Source organism: Sphingobium sp., assembly GCF_049304695.1.
Taxonomy (GTDB): Bacteria; Pseudomonadota; Alphaproteobacteria; order Sphingomonadales; family Sphingomonadaceae; genus Sphingobium.
In genome coordinates this window covers 1-22,957 of the sequence record NZ_JBAQOK010000020.1, presented here as the reverse complement: position 1 = coordinate 22,957, position 22,957 = coordinate 1, and the positions used below count along the sequence as shown (strand labels likewise).

27 protein-coding genes are annotated in these 22,957 nt (G+C 63.9%); 6 read left to right on the top strand and 21 right to left on the bottom strand.

The genetic code is table 11. The features are described 5' to 3' along the window. Positions 1-27 precede the first annotated feature (27 nt). The 4 genes from WA070_RS02805 to WA070_RS02790 form a co-directional block, all read right to left on the bottom strand. Positions 28-711, bottom strand: a complete 684-nt coding sequence (locus WA070_RS02805) for a DUF1013 domain-containing protein (RefSeq protein WP_422632701.1) — start codon at positions 709-711, stop codon at positions 28-30. A 114-nt stretch (positions 712-825) separates the two neighbouring features. Beyond that, positions 826-1,854 carry a glycosyltransferase family 4 protein gene (locus WA070_RS02800; protein WP_422632647.1) on the bottom strand — a complete coding sequence of 343 codons (1,029 nt, stop codon included), beginning with the start codon at positions 1,852-1,854 and terminating at the stop codon, positions 826-828. A 98-nt stretch (positions 1,855-1,952) separates the two neighbouring features. Continuing rightward, a complete protein-coding gene (locus WA070_RS02795) occupies positions 1,953-2,825 on the bottom strand; it encodes a UDP-2,3-diacylglucosamine diphosphatase (RefSeq protein ID WP_422632646.1) in 873 nt (290 codons plus the stop codon). A 203-nt stretch (positions 2,826-3,028) separates the two neighbouring features. After that, complete coding sequence (locus WA070_RS02790) at positions 3,029-4,048, bottom strand: NAD(P)H-quinone oxidoreductase (RefSeq protein WP_422632700.1); 1,020 nt, start codon at positions 4,046-4,048, stop codon at positions 3,029-3,031. A 106-nt stretch (positions 4,049-4,154) separates the two neighbouring features. On the opposite strand from WA070_RS02790, the gene WA070_RS02785 reads away from it, so the two are divergent. From WA070_RS02785 to clpA, 3 genes are read left to right on the top strand one after another with little or no spacing between them, the layout of a single operon-like run. Then, the gene (locus WA070_RS02785) at positions 4,155-4,352 is read left to right on the top strand and encodes a DUF1192 domain-containing protein (protein ID WP_422632645.1); all 198 of its coding nucleotides are present in this window, start codon (positions 4,155-4,157) and stop codon (positions 4,350-4,352) included. After that, complete coding sequence (locus tag WA070_RS02780) at positions 4,349-4,501, top strand: hypothetical protein (protein ID WP_422632644.1); 153 nt, start codon at positions 4,349-4,351, stop codon at positions 4,499-4,501. The genes WA070_RS02785 and WA070_RS02780 overlap by 4 nt, the downstream gene beginning before the upstream one ends. Before the next feature lie 7 nt (positions 4,502-4,508). Further along, on the top strand, positions 4,509-6,827 hold the full coding sequence (clpA, locus tag WA070_RS02775) for an ATP-dependent Clp protease ATP-binding subunit ClpA (protein WP_422632643.1): 2,319 nt from the start codon (positions 4,509-4,511) through the stop codon (positions 6,825-6,827). A 182-nt stretch (positions 6,828-7,009) separates the two neighbouring features. Here clpA and WA070_RS02770 read toward each other — a convergent pair whose 3' ends face one another. After that, complete coding sequence (locus WA070_RS02770; RefSeq protein ID WP_422632642.1) at positions 7,010-7,381, bottom strand: UrcA family protein; 372 nt, start codon at positions 7,379-7,381, stop codon at positions 7,010-7,012. Positions 7,382-7,763: 382 nt separating this feature from the next. Here WA070_RS02770 and WA070_RS02765 point away from each other — a divergent pair, with 382 nt between their 5' ends. Beyond that, positions 7,764-8,390, top strand: a complete 627-nt coding sequence (locus tag WA070_RS02765; protein ID WP_422632641.1) for a glutathione S-transferase family protein — start codon at positions 7,764-7,766, stop codon at positions 8,388-8,390. A gap of 76 nt (positions 8,391-8,466) precedes the next feature. On the opposite strand, the gene WA070_RS02760 is transcribed toward WA070_RS02765, so the two are convergent. Further along, a complete protein-coding gene (locus tag WA070_RS02760; protein ID WP_422632640.1) occupies positions 8,467-9,204 on the bottom strand; it encodes a Bax inhibitor-1/YccA family protein in 738 nt (245 codons plus the stop codon). A 107-nt stretch (positions 9,205-9,311) separates the two neighbouring features. Between WA070_RS02760 and thpR the strand changes: the two genes are divergently transcribed. After that, a complete protein-coding gene (thpR, locus tag WA070_RS02755; protein WP_422632639.1) occupies positions 9,312-9,893 on the top strand; it encodes an RNA 2',3'-cyclic phosphodiesterase in 582 nt (193 codons plus the stop codon). Positions 9,894-9,988: 95 nt separating this feature from the next. Here the strand turns inward: thpR and WA070_RS02750 are convergent, their stop codons facing one another. The 11 genes from WA070_RS02750 to WA070_RS02700 all read right to left on the bottom strand — a co-directional run bounded on the left by WA070_RS02750 (position 9,989) and on the right by WA070_RS02700 (position 20,003). Next, positions 9,989-10,528, bottom strand: coding sequence for a superoxide dismutase family protein (locus tag WA070_RS02750; protein ID WP_422632638.1), 540 nt, complete (start codon positions 10,526-10,528; stop codon positions 9,989-9,991). A 426-nt stretch (positions 10,529-10,954) separates the two neighbouring features. Continuing rightward, positions 10,955-12,016 carry an OmpA family protein gene (locus WA070_RS02745; protein WP_422632637.1) on the bottom strand — a complete coding sequence of 354 codons (1,062 nt, stop codon included), beginning with the start codon at positions 12,014-12,016 and terminating at the stop codon, positions 10,955-10,957. Positions 12,017-12,215: 199 nt separating this feature from the next. Then, positions 12,216-12,719, bottom strand: a complete 504-nt coding sequence (locus WA070_RS02740) for a DUF2793 domain-containing protein (protein ID WP_422632636.1) — start codon at positions 12,717-12,719, stop codon at positions 12,216-12,218. Between the two features lie 19 nt (positions 12,720-12,738). Continuing rightward, positions 12,739-14,937 carry a phage tail protein gene (locus WA070_RS02735; RefSeq protein WP_422632635.1) on the bottom strand — a complete coding sequence of 733 codons (2,199 nt, stop codon included), beginning with the start codon at positions 14,935-14,937 and terminating at the stop codon, positions 12,739-12,741. An 11-nt stretch (positions 14,938-14,948) separates the two neighbouring features. Beyond that, positions 14,949-15,326: a peptidoglycan endopeptidase gene (locus WA070_RS02730; RefSeq protein WP_422632634.1), complete on the bottom strand. Its 378-nt coding sequence runs from the start codon at positions 15,324-15,326 to the stop codon at positions 14,949-14,951. Next, positions 15,323-16,138 carry a DUF2163 domain-containing protein gene (locus tag WA070_RS02725; RefSeq protein ID WP_422632633.1) on the bottom strand — a complete coding sequence of 272 codons (816 nt, stop codon included), beginning with the start codon at positions 16,136-16,138 and terminating at the stop codon, positions 15,323-15,325. The genes WA070_RS02730 and WA070_RS02725 overlap by 4 nt, the downstream gene beginning before the upstream one ends. After that, entirely contained in the window at positions 16,135-18,465 is a 2,331-nt protein-coding gene (locus tag WA070_RS02720) for a DUF2460 domain-containing protein (RefSeq protein ID WP_422632632.1), read from the bottom strand. The genes WA070_RS02725 and WA070_RS02720 overlap by 4 nt, the downstream gene beginning before the upstream one ends. Next, positions 18,462-19,016 (bottom strand): tail tape measure protein, encoded by a 555-nt coding sequence (locus WA070_RS02715; RefSeq protein WP_422632631.1) that lies wholly within the window; start codon positions 19,014-19,016, stop codon positions 18,462-18,464. The genes WA070_RS02720 and WA070_RS02715 overlap by 4 nt, the downstream gene beginning before the upstream one ends. An 80-nt stretch (positions 19,017-19,096) precedes the next feature. Further along, positions 19,097-19,294, bottom strand: coding sequence for a phage tail assembly chaperone (locus WA070_RS02710; protein WP_422632630.1), 198 nt, complete (start codon positions 19,292-19,294; stop codon positions 19,097-19,099). Next, positions 19,291-19,599, bottom strand: a complete 309-nt coding sequence (locus WA070_RS02705; RefSeq protein ID WP_422632629.1) for a gene transfer agent family protein — start codon at positions 19,597-19,599, stop codon at positions 19,291-19,293. The genes WA070_RS02710 and WA070_RS02705 overlap by 4 nt, the downstream gene beginning before the upstream one ends. Continuing rightward, entirely contained in the window at positions 19,596-20,003 is a 408-nt protein-coding gene (locus tag WA070_RS02700) for a phage tail tube protein (protein ID WP_422632628.1), read from the bottom strand. Before WA070_RS02700 ends, WA070_RS02705 begins: the two co-directional genes overlap by 4 nt. Before the next feature lie 53 nt (positions 20,004-20,056). Between WA070_RS02700 and WA070_RS02695 the strand changes: the two genes are divergently transcribed. Further along, positions 20,057-20,383: a hypothetical protein gene (locus WA070_RS02695; RefSeq protein WP_422632627.1), complete on the top strand. Its 327-nt coding sequence runs from the start codon at positions 20,057-20,059 to the stop codon at positions 20,381-20,383. Positions 20,384-20,502: 119 nt separating this feature from the next. Here the strand turns inward: WA070_RS02695 and WA070_RS02690 are convergent, their stop codons facing one another. The 4 genes from WA070_RS02690 to WA070_RS02675 all read right to left on the bottom strand — a co-directional run bounded on the left by WA070_RS02690 (position 20,503) and on the right by WA070_RS02675 (position 22,826). After that, on the bottom strand, positions 20,503-20,904 hold the full coding sequence (locus tag WA070_RS02690) for a DUF3168 domain-containing protein (protein ID WP_422632626.1): 402 nt from the start codon (positions 20,902-20,904) through the stop codon (positions 20,503-20,505). Continuing rightward, entirely contained in the window at positions 20,901-21,092 is a 192-nt protein-coding gene (locus WA070_RS02685) for a hypothetical protein (RefSeq protein ID WP_422632625.1), read from the bottom strand. Before WA070_RS02685 ends, WA070_RS02690 begins: the two co-directional genes overlap by 4 nt. Continuing rightward, the gene (locus WA070_RS02680; protein ID WP_422632624.1) at positions 21,089-21,625 is read right to left on the bottom strand and encodes a head-tail connector protein; all 537 of its coding nucleotides are present in this window, start codon (positions 21,623-21,625) and stop codon (positions 21,089-21,091) included. The genes WA070_RS02685 and WA070_RS02680 overlap by 4 nt, the downstream gene beginning before the upstream one ends. 76 nt (positions 21,626-21,701) lie before the next feature. Continuing rightward, a complete protein-coding gene (locus tag WA070_RS02675; RefSeq protein WP_422632623.1) occupies positions 21,702-22,826 on the bottom strand; it encodes a phage major capsid protein in 1,125 nt (374 codons plus the stop codon). Positions 22,827-22,957 lie beyond the last annotated feature (131 nt).

Below are 22,957 nucleotides of genomic sequence, written 5' to 3'. Positions count from 1 at the left end.
GAATGGAAGCTGCCTGACGCTACGGCATCATACTTCGCCCTTGTTGCTGCTGAACGGGTCAAGGATGGTGGCAACGCCGGAAATCAGCGCGGACTCGCTCTTGAGGGCGTCTTCGGCACGACGAACATTGTCGTCACGCTCGCGGCGCAATTCCTCGATCAGCGCGGCGCGATCACCATCCAGACGCGAATCGGTCGGCATCTCGATGCCCGCCTTCTTCGCCGCCTTCATCACCAAAGCATCCAGTTCGCGCTGCGAACACAGACCCAGCGTGACCGGATCTTTGGGCGTGATGTTGGAAATATTCCAGTGCGTCCGGTCGCGGATCGCGGCGATGGTCGTGCGGGTCGTGCCGATCAGCTTGCCGATCGCGCCGTCGGAAATTTCGGGGTGATGGCGCAATATCCACGCGATGCCGTCCGGCTTGTCCTGCCGCTTGCTGACCGGGGTGTAACGCGGCCCCTTGGTGCGGCGAACCGGCTCCGGGCCTTTGAGCATCTTCAACCGATAATCGGGATTGCTCTCGCCCTTGTGGATTTCCTCCACGGTGATTTCATGCGCGCGCACAGGGTCGCGGCCGGTATATTTCGCGCTGGCCGTGTCATCGGCAATCGCCTGCACTTCCAGGATGTGCAGCCCGCAAAATTCCGCAATCTGGTCAAAGCTCAGCGCGGTGTTGTCGATCAGCCAGCTGGCGGTCGCATGGGGCATGAGAGGCTGGGACACGGGAATTCTCCGGCACTAAAAACGATAAGGGCCGCCCAAGCAGGGCGGCCGCGATAGGCCGGAGATAGTCGATGACGGCACAAGGAGCAAGAAAAAGCGTCAGGCGGCACGTGGCATCTTCGCCGATGGAATGGCATGCAGCCCGTCCAGAAATTCGCGCGCGCTCCGCTCCCAGCTAAAGCCGCGCCCGTAAGCGGCGCAAGCGGCGCGATCCCGCGTCAGCGCACCGGCAATCGCCACGCCCAGATCGTCGGCCAGCGCGCCCGTCTCCGGTGTCACGATGTCGATCGGCCCGGTCACCGGGAAAGCCGCCACCGGCGTCCCACATGCCAGCGCCTCTATCATTACCAGCCCGAACGTATCGGTGCGGCTGGGAAAGACGAACACATCCGCCCCCGCATAAGCCCCCGCCAGATCCGCGCCGAACAACGGCCCGACGAAATGCGTATCCGGGTAGCGCTTTTCCAGCGCCACTCGCGCCGGGCCATCCCCCACCACGACCTTCGAACCGGGATGATCCGCCGCCAGAAAGGCTTCGAGATTTTTCTCCACCGCCACGCGCCCGACATAAAGCTGGATCGGCCGCTGCATGTCCGGGAACGATGCGGGCGACGGCGCGTCGGGGGTGAAAGCCTCCAGATCGACGCCCCTGCCCCATGGCCGCACATTGTTCAACCCATGGGCGCGCAACTGCGCCCGCACCGACCGCGTCGATACCAGCACCGCCTGCGCCGGCCCATGGAACCAGCGGATATAGCGCCACACCCACGCAGCAGGCAGCCCGGTGCGTTGCGACACATAATCGGGGAAATGGGTGTGATAGGCGGTCGTGAACGGCACTCCGCCCTTGATGCACCATCGCCGCGCGGCCAGACACAGCGGCCCCTCGGTCGCCAGATGCACCGCGTCGGCCTGAAACGCAGCAATCGCCTGCCCCACCACCCCCGGCCGCACGAGCGCGAGGCGTATTTCAGGATAGGTCGGACAGGGAATGGAGCCGTAAAGGTCAGGCGAAATCACCCGCACCTCATGCCCCATGCTCTCCAACTGCGCACGGATCGTCTGCAACGTCCGCACCACGCCATTGACCTGCGGCGTCCAGGCATCCGTGACGATCGCTATCCGCATCAGGCTACTCCATAATCTTCCGTGTTCCCGCGCAGGCGGGAACCCAGATCAGACCTCAAGACTGGGTTCCCGCCTGCGCGGGAGCAGGCTGCCCTACCTCATGCGGCCATCTGCGCGCGCTCAGGCACATTGCGCGCTTCCCGCTTGGCCGCTTCGTCGGCCCAATGGAGTATCTCCATTCGCCCATCCATATGTTCGACCAAAGCGGTGCAGCCTTCCACCCAATCGCCATCATTATAATAGGCCACGCCATTGATCTCGCGCATTTCGGCATTGTGGATATGCCCGCACACCACGCCATCGACGCCGCGTATCCCGGCCTCATGCGCCACCACTTCCTCGAAGCGGGAAATGAAGGACACCGCGTTCTTGACCTTGTGCTTGGCCATTTTGCTCAGCGACCAATAGGGCAGCCCCATGCGCCGCCGCACTGCGTTGACCACGATATTGAGCTGCATCAACATCGTGTAAGCCGCATCCCCCACGAAGGCGAGCCAGCGATGCGCCAGCATGATCGTGTCGAATTCATCGCCATGCAGCACCAGCAGCGACCGGCCATCGGCGGTCTGGTGGATCGCCTTGCGCCGGATTTCCACGCCACCAAAACTCATGCCGGTGAACTGGCGAAACATCTCGTCATGATTGCCGGGGATGTAGACGACCCGCGTGCCGCGCTTGGCCCGCTTCATCAGCCGACCAACCACGTCATTATGCGTCTGCGGCCAGTAAAAGCGCCGCTTCAGCCGCCATCCGTCGATAATGTCGCCGACCAGATAGATGGTGTCGCTATCCACGCTGTCGAGAAAGTCGATCAGCATCGTCGCATTGCATCCGCGCGTGCCAAGGTGGATGTCGGAAATCCAGATCGTCCGATACCGACGCCGCTCCCCCTCCCGCTCAGGTATGTGAAAGCGGTCGGTGGCGCCTTCTTCAATCTCCGCCAGAAAGGGCAAGCGCGTGATGGCGTTCATGGTCATTTCCCCAAAGACACTGTCCTCGGGAATGATTCTTTAACGCCATAATGTGACAAAACCGCAGAGAATATGACGGAAATACTACGGTTTCCGGGGTTTAGGCTAACCCCCACTCCCGTCGTGCCCCAACCCCCGTCATGCCAGCGCAGGCTGGCATCCCACTTCTTCTTTTCGATGTGCGCGACGAGATTGTGGAAACCTCACACCACCAGCACGATCTTCCCGAAATGGTCTCCCGCGTCCATCCGCGCATGGGCCTTGGCCGCGTCGGTCAGGGCAAAGCGCTGGTCCATCGCCGGGCGCAGCTTGCCTTCATCGACGAAGGACCAGACCGTGCGCATCAGTTCGTCGGCGACTAGGCTCTTGAACCCCACCGACCGCGCGCGCAGCGTCGATCCGGTGATCGTCAGCCGCTTCTGCATGATCGCCGGAATGAATATCTCCGCCTTCGCCCCGCCTAGCACTGCGATCGACACATGCCGCCCGTCTTCGCTCAGGCACGCCAGATTGCGCGGCACATAATCGCCGCCCACCATGTCCAGCACCGCCTGAACGCCCTGCCCGCCGGTGATGCGCTTGACCTCCTCGACATAATCCTGGCTGCGATAATTGATCGCATGATCGGCGCCCCAGCCGATAGCCTGCGCGCACTTTTCGTCGCTGCCACAGGTCACGATGATCTTCACGTCGAACAGGTTGCACAGGCGGATCGCCATCGTCCCGATCCCGCTCGTCCCGCCATGGACCAGCACCGTGTCGCCGCCCACCGCGTAGGCCCGCTCGAACAGGTTCGTCCACACGGTAAACAGCGTCTCTGGCAAAGCCGCTGCCTCGATCAGGTCATAGCCGGACGGCACCGGCAGGCACTGGCCCGCTGGCGCCAGCGCATATTCCGCATAACCGCCCCCGGTCAGCAAAGCACACACCTGTTGCCCCAACAGCATGTCCGCGCCGCTGCCCGCCGCGACGATGGTGCCGGACACCTCAAGCCCCGGAATGTCGGACGCTCCCGGCGGCGGCGGATATTTGCCCTGCCGCTGCAACACGTCCGGGCGATTGACGCCAGCGGCGGCGACCTTGATCAGCACCTCGTCAGCGCCCGGCACCGGGACTGCGCGACGCTGAGGCACCAGTGCTTGCGGACCGCCCGGTTGCGCTATGCCGATCGCCGTCATTTCCGTCGGCACTATGTCCGTCGGCATTGCGCCCACATCCGCCATCGTCACTGCCCCCAAACCTTCGTCTTTGTTGCACCGCATCAGAAAATGACCGGGACAACCAGCGCTCTTATTGACAGAGTGGCCCGCAGGGTCAACATTGCCCTGCATGGACATGGATGACGATCTGCCAAACAGGGCTGATGATCTTCTGGCCCGCCTGCTGCGACAGGATCTGGCTCCCTTATCCGTGACCGAACTGGAATCCCGCATCGCCGCCCTCGAAACGGAAATAACGCGCACCAGATCGAAACTGGAATATGCCGTTAACCATAAGGCAACGGCAGAGGCGTTATTCAAACGATGAACCCACGCCTTGCCCTCGACACCCTGCACAGGGGTTCTACCGGGCATGGTCAGTCTGGCAATTCGGGCGGCAGGGGCCATGGCCTTGATCCCGCGTCGAGCAATGCCGACATAAGGTTCAACACCGCCCTCTCACCGGGCCAGGAGTAGAACAGACATGCCTTCTTTCGCACCCGCTCTGGAAACCACCCTGCATAACGCGCTGACCCATGCGTCGGAACGTCGGCACGAATATGCGACGCTGGAACATCTCCTGCTCGCCCTGATCGACGACGAACATGCCTCGAAAGTCATGCAGGCGTGCGGCGTGGAAGTGGGTGAGCTGGGCGACGCCGTCACCCAATATCTCGACACTGAACTCGACAGCCTGAAGGTGGAGGGCGCCAGCGACCCTTCCCCCACCAGCGGTTTCCAGCGCGTGGTCCAACGCGCCATCCTCCACGTCCAATCCTCCGGCAAGGATGAAGTGACCGGGGCCAACGTCCTCGTCGCGCTCTTTTCCGAACGCGAAAGCTATGCCGTCTACTTCCTGCAACAGCAGGATATGAGCCGCCTCGATGCCGTAAGCTACATCAGCCACGGCGTCGGCAAGGGCACGCCCACGCCCGAGCGTCAGGATACCAAGGGCGCCGCCGAGGAGGAAAAGAAGGTGCAGGACGGAAAGGCCAAGAAAGACAGCGCCCTCGATCAGTTCACCGTCAACCTCAATGAAAAGGCGCAGCGCGGCAAGGTCGATCCCCTGATCGGCCGCGCGTCGGAGGTTGACCGCACGATCCAGATCCTGTGCCGTCGCTCAAAAAACAACCCACTCTATGTCGGTGATCCCGGCGTCGGAAAAACCGCCATCGCCGAAGGTCTTGCGCGCAAGATTATCGAAGGGGCTGTTCCCGACGTGCTCAAGGAAGCGGTCATCTACTCACTCGACATGGGGGCGCTGCTGGCTGGCACCCGCTATCGCGGCGATTTCGAGGAACGGCTGAAGGCGGTCGTCACCGAACTGGAAAAAATGCCGCACGCCGTGCTCTTCATCGACGAAATCCACACCGTCATCGGGGCTGGCGCGACGTCTGGCGGCGCGATGGATGCTTCGAACCTGCTGAAACCCGCTCTGTCGGGCGGCACCATCCGCTGCATCGGGTCGACCACCTACAAGGAGTTCCGCAACCATTTCGAAAAGGATCGCGCGCTGCTGCGCCGGTTCCAGAAGATCGATGTGAACGAACCCACGATCGAGGATACGATCAAGATCCTCGCCGGGCTGCGCTCCGCATTCGAAGAGCATCATCACGTCAAATATACCCCCGAAGCGATCAAGGCGGCGGTGGAGCTTTCCGCGCGCTACATCAACGATCGCAAGCTGCCGGACAAGGCGATCGACGTGATCGATGAAGTCGGCGCGATGCAGATGCTGGTGATTCCGTCGAAGCGTAAAAAGACGATCACGCCCAAGGAGATCGAGCAGGTCATCGCGACCATGGCTCGCATCCCGCCCAAAACCGTGTCGTCCGATGACAAGAGCGTGCTGGAATCACTGACCACCGACCTCAAGCGCGTCGTTTTCGGTCAGGACAAGGCGATCGAAACCCTGTCATCGGCGATCAAGCTGTCCCGCGCGGGCCTGCGCGATCCCGACAAGCCGATCGGCAACTATCTCTTCTCCGGTCCCACCGGCGTCGGCAAGACGGAGGTTGCGCGCCAGCTTGCTACCCTGCTGGGCATCCCGCTCCAGCGGTTCGACATGTCCGAATATATGGAACGCCATTCGGTCAGCCGCCTGATTGGTGCCCCTCCGGGCTATGTCGGCTACGATCAGGGCGGTCTGCTCACCGATGCCGTCGATCAGCAACCACACAGCGTGCTGCTGCTGGACGAAATCGAAAAAGCGCATCCAGACCTGTTCAACATCCTGTTGCAAGTGATGGATAACGGCCGCCTGACCGACCATCACGGAAAGACCGTCGATTTCCGCAACACCATCCTCATTATGACCACCAATGCCGGTGCGTCGGACATGGCGAAGGAAAGCATCGGCTTTGGCGAACTGACGCGCGAGGATGTGCAGGAGGATGCGGTGAAGAAGCTCTTCACCCCCGAATTCCGCAACCGCCTCGATGCGATCGTGCCGTTCGGCTATCTGCCGCCCGAAATCGTCGCCCGCGTCATCGACAAATTCGTGCTGCAACTCGAACTGCAACTGGCCGATCGCGACGTTCACATCACGCTGGACGACGCTGCCAAGGCCTGGCTCACCAAAAAGGGCTATGACAAGCTGTACGGCGCACGCCCGATGGGCCGCCTGATGCAGGAAAAGGTCAAGCAACCACTGGCCGAGGAACTGCTGTTCGGTAAACTCGTCCATGGCGGCGAAGTCCATGTCCATCTGAAAGATGAAGCCCTCGCCTTCGAAATCACCCCAGCCGCCCCCAAAAAGGGTAAGAAGGGTAGCAAGACCAAGGCGTCGGTAAGCACCAAATAAGGGCAAATAAGCCCCAACACAAAAGAGCGGCGCTCCACTCAGGAACGCCGCTCTTTTTTGTGTCAGCTTATGGCCCAAGTCCGTCGAACCTATGGATCAAGCCGCCAGAACATGGTCACTTATCCAATCCGTTCGCGTTTCTTAACCTGGCTCGAAACACGCCAGAGTGCTGGGCGTCAACCTCAGCGTGCAGCGACGCGAATGCTCGTCACGGCTGCAACCTTTGCCGGATCGCCTGCATATTTCGCATCCTTGGCGCGCGCCACGGCCAGACGCATCTGGGCGTCGCTTTCTACCCGTGCCTGTGCCTTGCACTTGCGGGCCAGCGACGCGACGACGACGTCGCGGCCATCAGCGCGGCCACAAACTTCGGTCACGGCGCGCGCGATGCGGCGGTCCAACATTGTCACACCAGCGTCGCTGGACAGATCTAGGCCCGCCAGGCTCACTTCGCGTGCCACCTTGACGGTGCCCGCACCATCGCTGGCCACTGCGGGAATTGTACAGCCGATCAAGACGACCGCAGCACTATATTTGACAATTGCATGAAACATCGAAGGTAATCCTCTTAATGCCAAAACAGCGGATGATTTTTGATGAAATCTATCTTTTATTATTTGATTCGACCTTCGAGTTACGCGCATAATGCTACAATTAAAATATTTCCAATATAAAATGCTATTTCATTACTGTAAAATATACTTTTATTCCGATATCTATTATTTACGGCTTGTAAAGCAGCCAGTCTCGTCGGCTAAAGCCAACGCAAAATAAAGACATTCTGCGGGGTTTTCGGACAACCGGCCGGCAGCATCCCGCTCTGGCTGTGATGCGCAAAGCCGTGCTTGCCTGCCGACCGAAAAACCGCATGCTGCCCTCAGCACTGATCTTTTCGAAACGACAGACCCATCCATCCAACAACGGGAACCCAGCACCATGGCGCACGACATCACGCTTTACACCAACCCCATGTCGCGCGGGCAGATCGCCCGCTGGATGCTGGAGGAAGTGGGCCAACCCTATGATACTGTCCTGTTGGATTATGCCGACAGCATGAAGTCGCCCGACTATCTCGCGATCAACCCGATGGGCAAAGTCCCCGCCATCGTCCACGGCGATCAGGTCGTGACCGAATGCGCCGCCATCTGCGCCTATCTGGCCGACGCCTTCCCCGCCGCGAACCTCGCACCCCCGCCAGGTGAACGCGCCGCTTATTATCGCTGGCTCTTCTTCACCGCTGGCCCGGTCGAATCCGCCATCACCAACATGTCGATGGGCTTCGTCCTGCCGGAGGAAAAAGAACGCATGGCAGGATATGGCAATCTGGAGACCGCACTCAGCACGCTGGAAAAGGCGATATCCGGTCCGCAATGGATTTGCGGAGAGCAGTTCACCGCCGCCGACGTCTATGTCGGCGCGCAGGTCGACTGGGGTCTGGCTTTCGGCACCATGCCCACCTCCCCGGCCTTCACTGCCTATGCCGAACGCATCCGCGACCGTCCTGCCTACAAGCGGCAGAAGGGCATCGACAATGACCTGATCGCCCAGATGCAGAAGAGCTGACTTCCATCGCCATACAGGAAAAGGCCCGGTGGATCGCTCCACCGGGCCTTTTTAAGCCTAATCCTGAACCGCAGCGTCAGTTGCGATTGCCACCCATGAAGCGCAGCAGGAACAGGAACATGTTGATGAAGTCGAGATACAGGTTCAGCGCACCCATGACGACCGACTTGCCCATCATCTCCGTACCGGCGACCTGCGCATAGATGCTCTTGATCTTCTGCGTGTCATAAGCGGTCAGGCCCGCGAACAGCAGGACGCCAACGCCGCTGATGACCAGGTCCATGACGCTGGATTTCAGGAAGATGTTGATCAGGCTGGCGACCAGCAGGCCGACGACGCCCATGATCAGGAATGTGCCGAAACCCGATAGATCCTTCTTCGTGGTGTAGCCGAAAAGGCTCAGCCCGGCGAATGCCGCGGCCGTGGCGAAGAAAGTCTGCGCGATCGACGTTCCGGTATAGACCAGGAAGATCGACGACAGCGACAGGCCCATCACCGCCGCATAGGCCCAATAGAGCGCCTGCGCAGTCACGGTCGACAATTTGTTGATGCCGAAACTCAGCACCATGACGAATGCCAGCGGCGCGAACATGATGACATATTTCAGGATGCCGGGACCAGCCAGCACCTGATAGGCCATGCCGCTGGATGCGAACAGCAGCGCGACGACGCCGGTCAGCAACACGCCGCTCGCCATATAATTGTATACCGACAGCATATAACGGCGCATCCCGGCGTCGAAAGCCTCGCTGCGCGCAGCGGTGGCGCCGCCAAAGCCCGCAATGTCGGAACGGGGATCGGACCAGTTGGCCATGAAAAGTCTCCTTCGTCGGCCATCATCGACCGGCTTTTCTATTATCGGCGCTTCTGCGCGCATATTCAAGCGCTGGCTTGCGATGATCTGCGCGCTATATTCTATACATGCCCCGACTGTTTATCGCTATCCGCCCGCCTGCCGACCAGCGCGCCTGGCTGATGTCGCTTGCTACGCCGTTGGCTGGCGCGCGATGGCAGGATGATGACCAGTTGCACCTGACGTTACGCTTTGTCGGCGATGTCGATGCCCATGGCGCACAGGACATAGCCGACGCCCTGCGCTGCATAGTCTTTGCGCCCATCGAGTGCGCGGTGCGCGGCGTAGGCACCTTCGAGCGCAAGGGCCGCGTCGATGCGCTCTGGGCGGGCGTCCACCCGCGCGATCCGCTCAGCCACCTCCACCGCAAGATCGATCGCGCCTGCATCTCGGTGGGCCTGCCACCGGAGAGCCGCGCCTATCTGCCACACATCACGCTAGCCCGGTTCGGCCGACAGGGCGGCGCGGTAGATCCCTTCCTTGCTCACCATGCCGCACTGGCTGGCATGCCCTTTCGCATCGACAGCTTCGGCCTCTACGAAAGCGTTCTGGGGAGAGCAGGTGCGACCTATCATGTCATGGACCATTTTCGGGCGTCATCATCACCGGGCATTAGCCCGATACGGATAGACGGCGAACAAAGCGTCTGACGTCACCCTGAATCTCGCAAAAAAGCAGGCGAACCGACGGTATCGGATCGCCCACTCTCACATTCCGGCTAAGCCCTAATACAGGCAAGCATCCGTTACTGGGCGTTCAGCACGCCGCATGCCACGCGACCACCCGCATTGCCAGCCGGGTCGGACTTGTTATCATCCGCCTGCGCATGGATCACGACCGCCGCGCCATCCGCGTCGAGCAATGGCGTAGCGCCCCCGCTGATCGTTCCGCCCTTGATCTGATATTCGATCTGCCCCGACCCATCCGGGCCTGCCAGCATATTGGGCATATCGCCCATGTGCATACCCATGGGATTATCCTTCCCATGCTTACGCGCAGTCGGGTTCCAATGACCACCAGCGCTGGTGAAATCGGGACCGACGCATTGTCCGGTCGTGTGGATATGCACCGCATGCGTGCCGGGGGTCAGCCCCTGCGCCTTCACCACGACGCGCAATCCGTCCGCATCCTGCGTCACGACGGCTTCACCACGCGGCGCGCCATCGCCGGCGGCCAGCTTCGCCGATGCAGTTGGCGCAGCCCTTTGCGATCCGGTGGTGGTCGTGGCGCATCCCGCCACGGTGACTGCCAGGGGCAGTGCGATGATCAGGAGAAAGAATTTCATGACAGGCTCCAGCAACAACAACTATGACGCGAACGCGCGAGAATAGGGTTTGTTGCTCATCGGGAACGATTTGTCATCTGCGCAAGCCGTCTGCTCGATCAAAAAGCGCATCGCATGATCGCGGTCCAACGCCGCAGCGCGCTTGTTTCTATCCTGGAGGGCCTGCGCCCTTGCAGTTTGTTTCGAGCTGCCAGGCTGCCTGCCAAGGCAATGCTTAGAATAGGCCAGGGTCGAGCAACGCTTGGCTAGCCACCATATGCTTCCAGGTTTCGCCCTAGGCGAACGGATCAGGATGGAGTGATCGCATTTTAAGGTGCGATACAACGGCCAACGTCGCCTACCACCGTCACGCTCGCCCACGAAAAAGGGGCCAGTCTTGCGACCGGCCCCTCATTCTTGATCCATCCATAAGGACGGACCAGAGCCTTACATGCCCGAACCGGGGCCGTAGGAGATTTCCACGCGACGGTTCTGCAGTTCGCGAACGCCGTCGGCGGTTTCGACGCGGGGGTTCGCTTCACCGAACGCCTGGGTCGTCATCACGCCATCAGGGATACCCTTCGACGCCATATATGCCTTAACGGCATCAGCGCGACGCTGCGACAGGCCAACGTTGTACGAAGCCGAACCGGAGCGATCCGCATAGCCTGCCAGCATGACCTGGGCGCTGCCGCAGTTGCCATAGGCCGAAACCGCGTTGTCCAGAATGGTGGCGGCGTCAGGTGTGACGTCCGACTTGTTCCATTCGAAGAACACGATGTACGGGCCAGGCGAGCACTCTGCAACCGGCGGCGGAGGCGGCGGGGGCGGAGGAGGCGGCGGCGGTGGGGGTGGCGGAGGAGGCGGCGGAGGAGCAGCCGGCTCGCCGAAGTTGTAGGTCAGGCCGAGCAGCAGGCTGTGGGTACGCAGCTTGGTGTCCACCTGGGCACCAGCCGGGCCATAAGCGCCGCCGAAAGCCGAGATCAGCTTGATGTCGTCCTGGTTGAAGAAACGATACTTCAACGACACGTCGACATTGTTGGTCACTGGGTAACGAACGCCAGCGATAGCCTGCCAAGCAAAGCCGGTGTCACTGTCATTGACATTGTCATTGGCCAGCTTGCCGCGCGAAATGCCGACGCCGCCACCGACGAAGCCCTGAAGGCCATCATCAGGACCGAAGTCGAGCAGGCCGTTCAGCATGAACGACAGAGCCGATGCCGAGCCACCGAAACCGGTTTGATCAAGATCGATCTTGGCACGCTTGTAAGCTGCTTCTGCTTCCAGACGGAAGCCACCGAAATCGTAGCCGATATTGGCGTCGAAATCGTAGCCCTTGTGGTAATCCACAGAAGGAGCGGCTGCACGGGCAGGAGTGAAGGTAACGTTCTGGTCTTCGACGATCATTACGCCGGCGTCGACGCCAACATACCAACTGTCATCACGCGCCATGGCCGGAGTGGCCAGGGCGGTGGTCGCAAGAGCGGCCGCGAGGGCAAGCTTCCGCATATGAATTCCCCTTTCAAAAGTGTCACGAAGGACTGCTGAAACCCTGTATAGGCGAGAAGGTTTCATGGCAAGTCTACAATTAGTGAAACCGTTGCAAAAATAACGCAGTAGCGCCGGTTAGAGCGGGCTGCCGAATATTCCATCCGACAGCATGATGAATAACGTGCCTTTAATGCAACAAAAGCGAAATATACGCAAATCAGGCGCCGATCAGGCCGTGCGCCTGCAAAACAGCCAGTATGGCCGATATGGATGAACGTGCTTCCGCGTCGACGTTCGCTCCACCCGCTGGAACCGCGATTGCATCCTGCCGGGCACCGACTACTTTTTGCCCTGCCATATAAAGGCCGTCGGCACGGAGCGGAGCATCGCGCCATCCGCCCGCATCATACATCATTGCATGATCCCGATCGGCGACATCGACGCACAGGCCCGCACGCGCTGGAACAAACCGCCATCCCCCCTCGCTCCAGCAGGCGATAGCGCCTGCCTGCCCGCTCCAATCGCCACTCGCCCCGTCCGCCACGATCCAGCATTGTCCGATCGTCGGCGCCGATGGCGGACTGGCCACGTCGGCGCTTTCCACTCGCCCGTGCAACAGCGCGTCGATCCGCACCAGCGCTTCGTTATGGAACAATTCCTTCTGGGCCTGCCCCGCCAGCAGGAGCGGCAAGGCCCATCGCGGTGTCGTCTCCATCGTCATGCTATATCTCCTCGATCATTCACGCCGCAAACGCCACCGCCGCAGCCCGACCGACCGCATAGGTGCCGATCTGCCGAACCTCGCATCGCATCTCAGCGCCCGCCATCCCGTCGGCAGCGATCATCGACGCCTCATAAGTCCAGCCCTGCGCATCGCATGTCGCCCCGCGCACCAGCGTATCGGCGACCATCACGCGCACGTCATAGCGCTCGCTTTCCTCGCCCAGCGGCGTGTCGCTCCCGCTGCTCCACCGCCACCCGTCCCGGCTGCGGCGCACCCAGTCGATCCGCCACCCGCCGCCCACCAGCGCCCGCACGGTCAGATGCACCGGCGAAGGCGGCTTCAGCGCTTCGCCCGCGATCGTCAGCACCGCCTCAGCCGGTTCCACATCGCCCAGCCCGATCGCCGACAGCCGCAGCGTGCCGCCCACCTCCGCCGCGCCGCCTAACGAGACAAGCGGCTCAATCAGCCGATCCTCCTCGATCAGCAGGAACGACTCCCCCGCGCCATGCCCCGCCATTGCCCACTCGGTGCCGCGCAGCCCCCGGCGCAGATGCGACAGCCGATAGCTCGCCGCGCCCGTCCGCACAGCCGCACCAAACTGGATCAACTCACCTCCGACCAGACACAGATTGCGCCCCTGCGCCAAAGCCGCCTCATCCGCCGGAGCCAGATCCATGTCCGCCGCCAGCAACGACACCTGCAAAACCTGCCGCCCATCGACCAACGTCGCGCTGCCCGGCGGCAAGGCCACGTCCGCCATCCCCATCACCGCACGCGGCGCACTGCGTCCGATCGGCGTCGCTTCACCCGTTGCGCTAGTGACGAACAGCGCCGCGCTCCGCCAGCCCGCACCGCCGCTCGCCGCCGCGATCACGAAGGGCGCACTCGCCACCCCGTCTTTCAGGCGCGGCAAATCCGCGATCATCAGCTTCGTCGGCCCATGCGGCGCATCCACCTGCCGCACGATCACGCCCGAAGACGCGCCACCCGGCATCGCCCCGCCCGGCCCCGGCACTCGCCGCAGCGCCAGCCGCACCGCCATAGCCTCCCACTCCCGCTCCTCGATCCGCCACAGCCCCGGCGCGTCTGCTACCCGCAGCACCGTGCCCGGATCGAGCGCCAGCGCACCCCATCCGCAGCGCAGCGTCATCGTCGCCCGCCCGGTCCAGCCCGCCGCCATCCGATCCCGCGCCACGCCCCTTGCCGCATCTGCCCCCAGCACGGCGGGCAATTCCAACCCCTGCTCGCTGCGCCCCGGCCCCGGCCGCGTCACCCGCTGCACGCCTGCCTGATAATCGCGCGCGTCATCATAATGGCGCAGCGACAGCGCCACCGGTACGCCATCGGCCGCCCCGCCCGATCGCTCGACCGGATCGAGCGCCCGCCCATTGACCCGCCGCGCCAGCGCCCCAACCGCCACGTCACCAGACGCACCGCCTGCAGCCATCAACTGCAAACCATCCTCACCACCGCCCAGCGCCAGCCCATAGGCATCGACCAGCGGCGCAATCGCATCGCGCACATCCCCGCCACTGGCCGCATAGCCATCCACCGCCGCCGTCACCGCCCCGCCGATCCGCCCGTCGCTCAACTCTGCCGCAATCGCGCCGACAGTCACCGCCGCCGCATCCGCTTCCACCTCGAACGTCAGCGACGGGATGCGATTGCCATAGTCAGCCAGCGCCAGATCCTCGAACACGACATAGGCGATACCCCGGTGCGCAGGCGTCTCCCCAACGCCCTGCGCCGCCGCAATCAGTGGATCGACCGGCTGATCATCCCCGCCGCCATGCACGCGAAACGCGCCGACCTCGGTCTTGAAATCCCCCGCCGCCCCGCGCAGCAGATTGCCATCAGCCCATATCCGACCGACCGACCGGATCACCCGCGCCGACAGCGCCACCGCGAAACTCGCCGAATAGCTGTAGCTGGTGACGCTCGCCTGCCCCTTGCCCCCGCCACTCTTCGTCTTGCTCTCGCGCAGGTCGGTGGCCCAGATGACCGTGCCCGCCACCCGCATCGTCCCGAACAGCTTGGGCACCTGCGTCCCATAACTCGACGTCTGCACCTGCAAGTCGCTCAGGCGCGGCCCCGCACGCCCCTTGGGCTTGAACAGCACGCCATGATCGAAAACATTGCCGATCAGCCCGCCGATGGCGCCCCCGATCGGCCCGCCGATCGCCGTGCCCACCGCGCTCAACACCATCGTCGCCATAATTGTTCTCCTTATAAGCGCCAGCATCCCGCGACCGGCCAGGGCGATGCCCCCGGCATCTCCACCACCCGCCGCAATCCGGCGTGGGCATGGATAAATCCGCCCGGCACGCAGATCATAAGGTGCAGTTGCAACGGCCCCGGCCGCACCAGCAGCACGTCGCCCGGCATCGCCACCTCCACCGCACGCAGCCCCGCCGCCCGCAGCCAACCCGCCGCCCGCGCCACATCCCTCATCCGCAGTCCATAAGCGTCCGGCCCGTCCCGCCCCAGCGCCAGCATGGCCAGCCCCACGCAGTCCACGCCTTGCACCGCACAGCGCCCATGCAGCCGAAACGGTGCGCCCACGATGGCGCGCGCCCGCGCCACCACCTCCATGCCCCCGCTCATGCGCCGGGATAGCGGGTCAGCAGGTCCATCCCCGGCAGATAAGGCTCACCCCGGAAATTCACGCCATTGCCAAAACGCCCCGCACAGGTCGCCAACTGCCGGTCGCACCCCTCCGTCACCAGCGCCAGCGTCCCCGCCGCCACGGCAAAGGCCGGCGCATCGTCCAGCACCAGCCCCGCCCCGTCATTGTCGATGACGGCCTGCCCCATCCCGGCATTGTCCCCGGTCAGCCAGCGCAACGTCCCGAACGCATAAGCCCCCGCCTCCAATCCAGCGACATGCACGCTCAGGTCATCCACCCCCGTCACGCTCACGACGCGCCGCCGCCCCGCCATGTCCACCCGGCACGCCCGGTCGCCCAGCGTCGCGCGGCAATCGGGCGACGTGGTCGGCGCCACGCTCTGCCCCAGCACCGCCGCCGCGCCGATCAGTTCGGCGCTGAACGCCGCCCCCGTTCGCGCCACTGCACCGATCTCACCCCGCGCCAGCAACAGCCACAGGGCGCCCGGCTCCTCCCACTGCGTCAGCCGCAATTCCAGCGCCGCGCCGTCCCATCGCCCGGCCATCAGATCCGCCTCGCTGATCGCATCGCTGCTCAGCGCCCCCGCCAGATCGCTGTCCTCCCCTTCAAGTCCCGTCCCGCTGCGGATCGCCGAAGGCACCATCCCCGCCGCCGCCCGATACCGCAGCCCACCCACGTCCAGATCGCGATCATGGCTCGTCAAACCGATCGTCACTCCATCGCGCCGCTCGATCCGCCAGCAAAAAGCCAGCGTATTGACCCGCGCATCCAGCCTCTCCGCCACACTCATTCGCGTATCTCCACCAACGGCACCGACGGCGCTTCGCCAGCGGCAAAGGTCGCGCGGTTGATGTCCAGCCGATCCTCGGCAAAGCGCACCGGCACATCGAAACGAAATCCGGCGGTCAGCACCACGCCCACGCCCGGCGCCGCGTCAAACGCGATCACCCCCATGCCGTCATGACGCCAACCCCCGACCATCTCGATGCCATCGGCGGCCACGCGGATCGTCCCCGCCACCGGTCGCGTGATAATCCGCCCCTGCGCTTCCTCGCCCTCGCCATAATGACGCATCAACTGAAAAGCCGATCGCACCCCGTCCCCAACGCCCAGCCGCTGATCCAATGGTCTCGGCGCAGCGCCCATGTCGCCGCTGCGATCATCATAGGGATCGGCAAAGCGAAACCCCCGCGCCGCGCCGCGACGCGCACGGAAAAAAGCAATCAACGCGGCAATATCCGCCTCCGACCGCACCCCCGGCCCGGCATCGAACGACAGCCGCGCATCCGCCCAGTCGCTACTGCGCCGCTCATGCCCCGAAGGACTTTCCACGATCTGCGTGGAAAAGGTCGGCGAAAGGCTCGCCTCCCGCCCGATCGCGATCGGAAAAGGCACATCGTCAAAGGCTTGCATCGCATCCCCTCCATCTAGTCTGAAAGCGGTAAAGCCATCCCGGCACACCTGCGGCAATGCCCACACATAGGTCGCCGCCGTCCCCCGCCGCACCGCCGCATCCGCCGCCGCCGCAATCTGCCGCCACTGCGCCGACTGCTCCGGCAACAGCACGAAGCCCGACAGATAATGCTGCTCCGCAATCGGATAGCCCAGCCGCGCCGTCGCCAGTTCCACGCCCCGCGCCGTCAGCCCCGACCGCCCCTCCGTCACCCAGTCATAATCTTCCAGTTGCAGTATATCGAACGCGGGTTTCGCCCACCCGACCGGCATGTTCGCCCGCTTGGCCTCCGGCGCACGCGGGTCCAGTATCGTGGGCAGGTAAGCCAGCAAATGCGTCACCGCCCCCGGCGCCACCGCCTTCACCGCCGCACATAGCGCCGCCGTAGACGCCGCCAGCAAAGCCCCCGCCGCATCCAGCAAAGCGCGCTGCGCCGCATCTTTCTCGCCGCGAATATCGGCAATGACGACCGGATCGCCGCCCAGCGCTGCCCGCGCCGCATCATCATACAGGCATATGCGCCCATCGGCGGGGATCACCCACCACCACGGCTCGCCCACCTGAAACAATATCGGCAGTCTAGCCGCTAACCCAATGAAAACAAACGCACCGGCTACCGTCTGCAAATAGCCCATCGCCCCGCCATGGGCTGGCGACAGCAAGGTCGATGGCGGCACCCATCCGGTCAGCGCCGGGTCGCCATTGGCCGCCCGCTGCTTCCAGTCGCCCCAGCAATGCGCGTCGAACAGTTCATAGGACAGCGACCAGATGACCCCCATGCCCATCGCCCCGGCCCGCCGCGCAAAATCGCCATGCCACGCCGCACAAGGCGCATTGAGCACACCCCCCGCCAGACTGACGAACAGCCCAGAGTCCGCACGTTCGAGCCGAAAATAATGGCTCATGCCGACATAATGATTGATCGCCCCGCGATAGCCCAGCGCATGGATCGCCCCCACCACCCGTTCGGGCGTCTGGTTGAAACAATCGTCATAGCCGGTCGCCATGGACAGCCCATTTTCGGGCAGCACCACATCGCCCACCGCCAGCACCGACCCTGCGCCCTCGCAACGGATGCCAGACAGTTCGGCCCACCCCTCGACCCCAACCGTAAAGGGCGTGTCGCCCTCATCATAATCGGGCGACACCAGCGATATGAACATCCGGTCCACATCCCCCGCCCACACCGGGTCGGCCTCGTCCGGCAATCGAAACCCGCCAACCAGTTCGGCAAAATCCAGCGTGATTTCCGCATCTTCCGGCACGCCATTTGCATAGTTCCACAGCCGCACATACCAGGCGCGCGGCGTCCCCGCCGCGTCCCGCCCTTCGATCGTCAGCGTCGGCCCATGCGTCTCGTCCAGTTTCCGCAGCCCCCCGCTACGCCACCGAAAGCGCAGCACGCACGCCCGGAAATCTCGCGCCGTCTCGTATGCCAGCAGTGGATGGCTCCACCGATCCTCCGCTTCCCAGATCAGCCCGGCCAGATCGCCCGACCCGTAAAACACCGCATCCGCGCGCAGGCTGTCCGGCCCGGTCGTCACCACACTCGCCATCATCGGCCGGGGGAAGTTGACGGTCCAGTGCGTCGGCGCAAAGCGCTTCATCCACGCCGTCTCCTGCCCCCGCCGCGCATCGGCCAGCCAATAGTCGATACCGCTCATCCGCCGATCGCCCCCTTCACCGTCCGCGCCACCTGCCGCGCGCTGCGCGCCAGCATCCGTGGCTCGCTGTCCTGCCCACGCCCGCTAATGGCGATATTCACCCGCACGTCGCGCGCGCCGCTCCCGCTCGCCATCACCTGCCCGCTGCTCGTCGGCACGAACATTTCCGGCCCGCGTTCGCCGACCATATAGGCCCGCCCCGGCGCGACCGGCCCGCCCGTCGCCCGACCCGGCAGCCCCAGCGCCGACGTCAGCACCGACGTCCCCAGCCCGATCAGCCCGCCGCCGCCGCCCTTGCCGCCCATCGCCGACCGCAAAGCCCCCGCCGCAATCTCGTCCAGCACCGACAGCGCCATCCGCCGCAAATCCTCGAACCCCAGCTTGCCCGTCCGCACCGCCCGCAGCAGCCCCTGCTCGATCCGCCGCCCCGCCCGCTCCGCTCCCGAAGCCAGCGGCCCCTCGATCCCCGCGCGCATCGTCTCCACATCGCGCCCCAGCGCCTGCGTATCCGCCCGCACCCGCACCACCAAAGTCTCGATATCCTCATCCATAAAACCGCCCCCTCAAAAACTGAATAGCCCCTCTCCTTCAGGGGAGGGGTTGGGGTGGGGGCTGGCCCCACGCACCACCATCAATCCGGCATCACCCCCATCAGCCTGACCAACTCACCCCCATCGACGCCCACATCCGGCGCATCCTCACCCCGCGCCGCCGTCAGCACCGCCGCCAGTTCCAACGGCGTCGCGCGCCAGAACTCATCAGGCCGCCACCCCAGCAACCACCCGCTTAGCCCCGCCAGCCGCCCCGCCACATCGGCAAAGCGCATCATTTCCCCGCCAATATCTGATGCAGTATGGCTTTCAGCACCGGCGTCAGCTTCACCAGCCCCACCGCCAGCATCGCCTCGCCCAGCGCCTCCCGGCTCAACCGCTCCCGATCCACCAGACAATGCCAGAACAGGGCCGCCAGATCGCCCAGCGACAACTTCCCGTCCGCCGCCCGCTCGACCAGATCGAACAGCGGCCCCACCTCCTGTTCCGCTGCCACCAGCGCCGCGAAACTCGGCCGCAGCGTCATGACGTCACCGCCAATCTCCAGCGCGGCCTCCCCGCGCGCGACATTCGGCCCGCTCATTCGCTCACCACCGCGCCGGAGCTTTCCAGGCTCAGCGCATAATTGCGCTCGCCATTATAATCCCCGGCATAGTCCAGCCGCGTGACCAGAAAGCGCCCGCGCATCCGCTCGCCACTCTCGAAACTCAGTTCATAATCCTCGATCGTGCCGGCCAGCGCATGATTGCGAATCCGCACTTCCGCCGCTGACCCTGTAAAGATGCCCGCCGCCGATACGCTGACCGATCGCACCCCTGCACCCGACAGCAATTCGCGCCAACCACCCGAATCCTTGCTGGTAATGTTCACCGCCTCGCCATTCACCGACAATTGCGTGGTCCGCATCCCCGCCACCGTCGCATAGGTTGCTGGCATGTTGCCATTTCCAACCTTCAGCAGAAATGCACTTCCTTTTTCGACGCCCATGGCGCATCCTTTCGTCAGATAAAGCGTGTGAAACGCAGGTTAAGGAGAGTCCTATGTTGCTCGTCGCCCCATTGATGTTGCTGGCCGCCGCCGCGCCCACACCCGCCGATGCCGTCGGCGCGGGCCGCAAAGCCTATGCGCAATGCGTAGCCAGCCAGATCCAGCCCAGCCTCGAAAAGAAGCTGACGCTCGGTGACTTTCAGTCGGAAATGAAAAAAGCCTGCGCCGCCAAGGAAGCCAGCTTCCGCAACGCTATCCTCGCCGCAGACAAGGCAGACGGCATGTCCGACAAAGCCGCCCAGTCAGACGCCGACGATCAGATCTCCGAATATGTCGACAAGATCACGGCGGAATATGAGGATTATAACAAGCCGGGGTGAGGGGCGAAGCGCCGCGATCGAAAACAGCTATCCCGCAAGAAACGCCGTGTTCCCGCGCAGGCGGGAACCCAGTCCCACCGCCGCCCTGGACTCCGCCTGCGCGGGAGCACGCTGCGTTGTTAATCCCGCACAGCCCGAACCCGATAATCCATCACCGCCTGCCACCCGCTGCCCGGCTGCCTGCTGCTCCGCGCCACCCGCGACCGGATTAGCCGCGCGGTCACGATCCGCCACCCCTCCAGCACCGGCGCGCCCCCAAGCGCCGGATCGACCCGCGCCATCATCCCCGCCAACAACGCAGGCGTCTCCCCCGCGTCATAAAGCGCGATCGTCACCCGCACCTCGGCGCTCTCGATCCCTTTGCCGCCCCATTCCGCGCCCACGCTCTCGCCCACCACGGCATAGGGCGCAGTCGCTCGCACCGGCTCCCCATCGAACAGCGCATTGACCTGCGCCATCAGCGCCCCGTCCGCCCGCAAGGCCGCGATCACCGCCGCGCGCACCGTCACCTCCGCGCTCATAATCTGCCCCTCCCGGCATCGCGCAGCGTCATGTCGCGCCACCACCGCGCCACGATGCCGCGCCCGCTCGCGCGCACATCTTCACCCACGACCACCGCCTCGACCCCCGCCGCCGTCAGCGCCGCCGCGATACTCGCCCGCCGCACCGCCGCCCGGCGCTCGACCATCCGCACGACCGCCGCCCTCATGACAATCGCATCCGGCGATAGGGTCGCCACAGCGCGCTCACCACCGCAGGCGGCGCAGCGCTCTCCGTCCCGCGCGCCATGAAATGCTCCGCCGCCAGCCGCACGATCCCCTGCCGTAGCGCCTCAGGCAGCCCATCCATATCGACCGCCATCCCCGCCCGATATCGCACGATCAACCCACGCCAATCGCCACCGCGCGTCACCCGCACCCATCCATCGCCCGCCGCATCGATGTCGATCGCATAGGCATCCACCGGCAGCACCGTCTCCACGCCGCCCGCATCCACCGCCGCCATGCTCACGATGCTCACCACCGGCGTCGCCATCAACCGCTGCCACCCCGCGCCCGCCGCCACCGTCTCCCGCGCCGCCCGCACGATCAGCCATTGCCCGACAAACTGCTCGCACAGCGCCGCCGCCCCGCGCAGCAGGTCCGTCAGCACCCCATCCTCATCATCCCGCGCAATCCGCAAATAGGCTTTCAATTCGTCGAGGGAGGCCGCCATCGCCCCGTTTTCCTCCTGCGTCAGCATCGCATCCGTCTCCCCCAAAGCGCACAAAAAAGGGGAGCGCCCGCAGGCACCCCCCTCTCATTCCCAGTCCGACCAATCAGGACGCGGCGAACTTCATCAGCTTGATCGCCTCGCTGTTCGCCACCGCGCCGCCGATCCGCTTGACGGCGTAGAAATGCACGAACGGCTTGTTGCTGAACGGATCGCGCAGGATGCTCGTCTCGCCCCGTTCCGCCACGACATAGCCCGCCTGGAAATTGCCGAACGCGATGGACAGGCTGTTCGCGGCAATATCGGGCATGTCCTCCGCCTCGACCACCGGATAGCCCAGCAGAGTCGCGGGCTGGCCACCCGCCAGACTCGGCTGCCACAGGAACGCGCCATCGGCGGTCTTCATCTTGCGGATGACGCTCAGCGTCGCGCTGTTCATCACGAACGACGCACCCTGACGGTACGGCGCACGCAGGCTCTGCACCAGATCGATCAGCCTGTCCTGCTGCCCCGACCCGAACGCCCCCGCCGCGCCCGACGCGACATATTGCAGCGACCCGAACGCCCGCACGCCGTCCGCCTCGTTCGTGGTGGCATAGGTCAAAAAGCCCTTGGGCTTGTTCACCCCATTGCCATTCACGAAGGCCGCCCCTTCCGCCGTCGCGAACTCACGGGCGATCTCGTCCGCCAGCCAGCGTTCGACATCGAACTGCGCATCGTCCAGCATCGCCTGAGACGCCGCCGGATTGGCGTACAACTCCCCCAAAGGCGGCGCGATCTCATTGAATACCGGTGTCGCCGTCTCCGCCCGCGCCCCCGTCTCGCTGGCCCAGCCTGACACGATGCCACCAGCGCTCACCAGCTTGCGATAGCCCGCCGACCCCGTCCGCACGACATTGGCAATGCCACGGATCGGCGAAATGGCCTTGAGCGTCGATCCGATCAACTGGTCGATCTCACGCGGCACCGCATAACCACCCGCCGCGCCCGAAGCCCCGGAGAAACTTTTCAGCTCCACCCCCGCTTCCAGCCCCTGCCGCACATAACGATCCACAAAAGCCGCCCGCACCGGATCGACAGCACCCCCCTTCACGCCATCCAGAGCAGGCCGCTGCTGCGCGAGCAAAGCGCTTTTCAACGAAGCAATTTCGCCCTCCAATCCCTCGATCCGTTCACCCTGAAGAACCGCATCCAAAGCGCCGTCCAGCTTATCCATCACCTGATCCGTCATATGCTTCTCCCGCTCATGAAACAAAAAAAGCGGCCCCGAAGGACCGCTTGAAAAACCCTCGCCCCTGGGGGGAGAGGGATACGAAGCCTTGCCAGCCTGCTGGCTAGGCGAAGTTGGGAGAGGGGCAGCGC

Coding starts and splice junctions, on each gene's coding strand:
- WA070_RS02720 (WP_422632632.1), bottom strand. CDS start 18,465: ATGAGCGGTATCGACTATTGGCTGGCCGATGCGCGGCGGGGGCAGGAG.
- WA070_RS02765 (WP_422632641.1), top strand. CDS start 7,764: ATGGCGCACGACATCACGCTTTACACCAACCCCATGTCGCGCGGGCAG.
- WA070_RS02745 (WP_422632637.1), bottom strand. CDS start 12,016: ATGCGGAAGCTTGCCCTCGCGGCCGCTCTTGCGACCACCGCCCTGGCC.
- WA070_RS02800 (WP_422632647.1), bottom strand. CDS start 1,854: ATGCGGATAGCGATCGTCACGGATGCCTGGACGCCGCAGGTCAATGGC.
- WA070_RS02700 (WP_422632628.1), bottom strand. CDS start 20,003: ATGGGCGTCGAAAAAGGAAGTGCATTTCTGCTGAAGGTTGGAAATGGC.
- WA070_RS02725 (WP_422632633.1), bottom strand. CDS start 16,138: ATGAGTGTGGCGGAGAGGCTGGATGCGCGGGTCAATACGCTGGCTTTT.
- WA070_RS02710 (WP_422632630.1), bottom strand. CDS start 19,294: ATGATGCGCTTTGCCGATGTGGCGGGGCGGCTGGCGGGGCTAAGCGGG.
- WA070_RS02685 (WP_422632625.1), bottom strand. CDS start 21,092: ATGAGGGCGGCGGTCGTGCGGATGGTCGAGCGCCGGGCGGCGGTGCGG.
- WA070_RS02770 (WP_422632642.1), bottom strand. CDS start 7,381: ATGTTTCATGCAATTGTCAAATATAGTGCTGCGGTCGTCTTGATCGGC.
- WA070_RS02705 (WP_422632629.1), bottom strand. CDS start 19,599: ATGAGCGGGCCGAATGTCGCGCGCGGGGAGGCCGCGCTGGAGATTGGC.
- WA070_RS02730 (WP_422632634.1), bottom strand. CDS start 15,326: ATGAGCGGGGGCATGGAGGTGGTGGCGCGGGCGCGCGCCATCGTGGGC.
- WA070_RS02690 (WP_422632626.1), bottom strand. CDS start 20,904: ATGAGCGCGGAGGTGACGGTGCGCGCGGCGGTGATCGCGGCCTTGCGG.
- WA070_RS02675 (WP_422632623.1), bottom strand. CDS start 22,826: ATGACGGATCAGGTGATGGATAAGCTGGACGGCGCTTTGGATGCGGTT.
- clpA (WP_422632643.1), top strand. CDS start 4,509: ATGCCTTCTTTCGCACCCGCTCTGGAAACCACCCTGCATAACGCGCTG.
- WA070_RS02715 (WP_422632631.1), bottom strand. CDS start 19,016: ATGGATGAGGATATCGAGACTTTGGTGGTGCGGGTGCGGGCGGATACG.
- WA070_RS02780 (WP_422632644.1), top strand. CDS start 4,349: ATGAACCCACGCCTTGCCCTCGACACCCTGCACAGGGGTTCTACCGGG.
- WA070_RS02680 (WP_422632624.1), bottom strand. CDS start 21,625: ATGCTGACGCAGGAGGAAAACGGGGCGATGGCGGCCTCCCTCGACGAA.
- thpR (WP_422632639.1), top strand. CDS start 9,312: ATGCCCCGACTGTTTATCGCTATCCGCCCGCCTGCCGACCAGCGCGCC.
- WA070_RS02790 (WP_422632700.1), bottom strand. CDS start 4,048: ATGGCGGATGTGGGCGCAATGCCGACGGACATAGTGCCGACGGAAATG.
- WA070_RS02805 (WP_422632701.1), bottom strand. CDS start 711: ATGCCCCATGCGACCGCCAGCTGGCTGATCGACAACACCGCGCTGAGC.
- WA070_RS02760 (WP_422632640.1), bottom strand. CDS start 9,204: ATGGCCAACTGGTCCGATCCCCGTTCCGACATTGCGGGCTTTGGCGGC.
- WA070_RS02785 (WP_422632645.1), top strand. CDS start 4,155: ATGGACATGGATGACGATCTGCCAAACAGGGCTGATGATCTTCTGGCC.
- WA070_RS02735 (WP_422632635.1), bottom strand. CDS start 14,937: ATGGCGACGATGGTGTTGAGCGCGGTGGGCACGGCGATCGGCGGGCCG.
- WA070_RS02695 (WP_422632627.1), top strand. CDS start 20,057: ATGTTGCTCGTCGCCCCATTGATGTTGCTGGCCGCCGCCGCGCCCACA.
- WA070_RS02740 (WP_422632636.1), bottom strand. CDS start 12,719: ATGACGATGGAGACGACACCGCGATGGGCCTTGCCGCTCCTGCTGGCG.
- WA070_RS02750 (WP_422632638.1), bottom strand. CDS start 10,528: ATGAAATTCTTTCTCCTGATCATCGCACTGCCCCTGGCAGTCACCGTG.
- WA070_RS02795 (WP_422632646.1), bottom strand. CDS start 2,825: ATGAACGCCATCACGCGCTTGCCCTTTCTGGCGGAGATTGAAGAAGGC.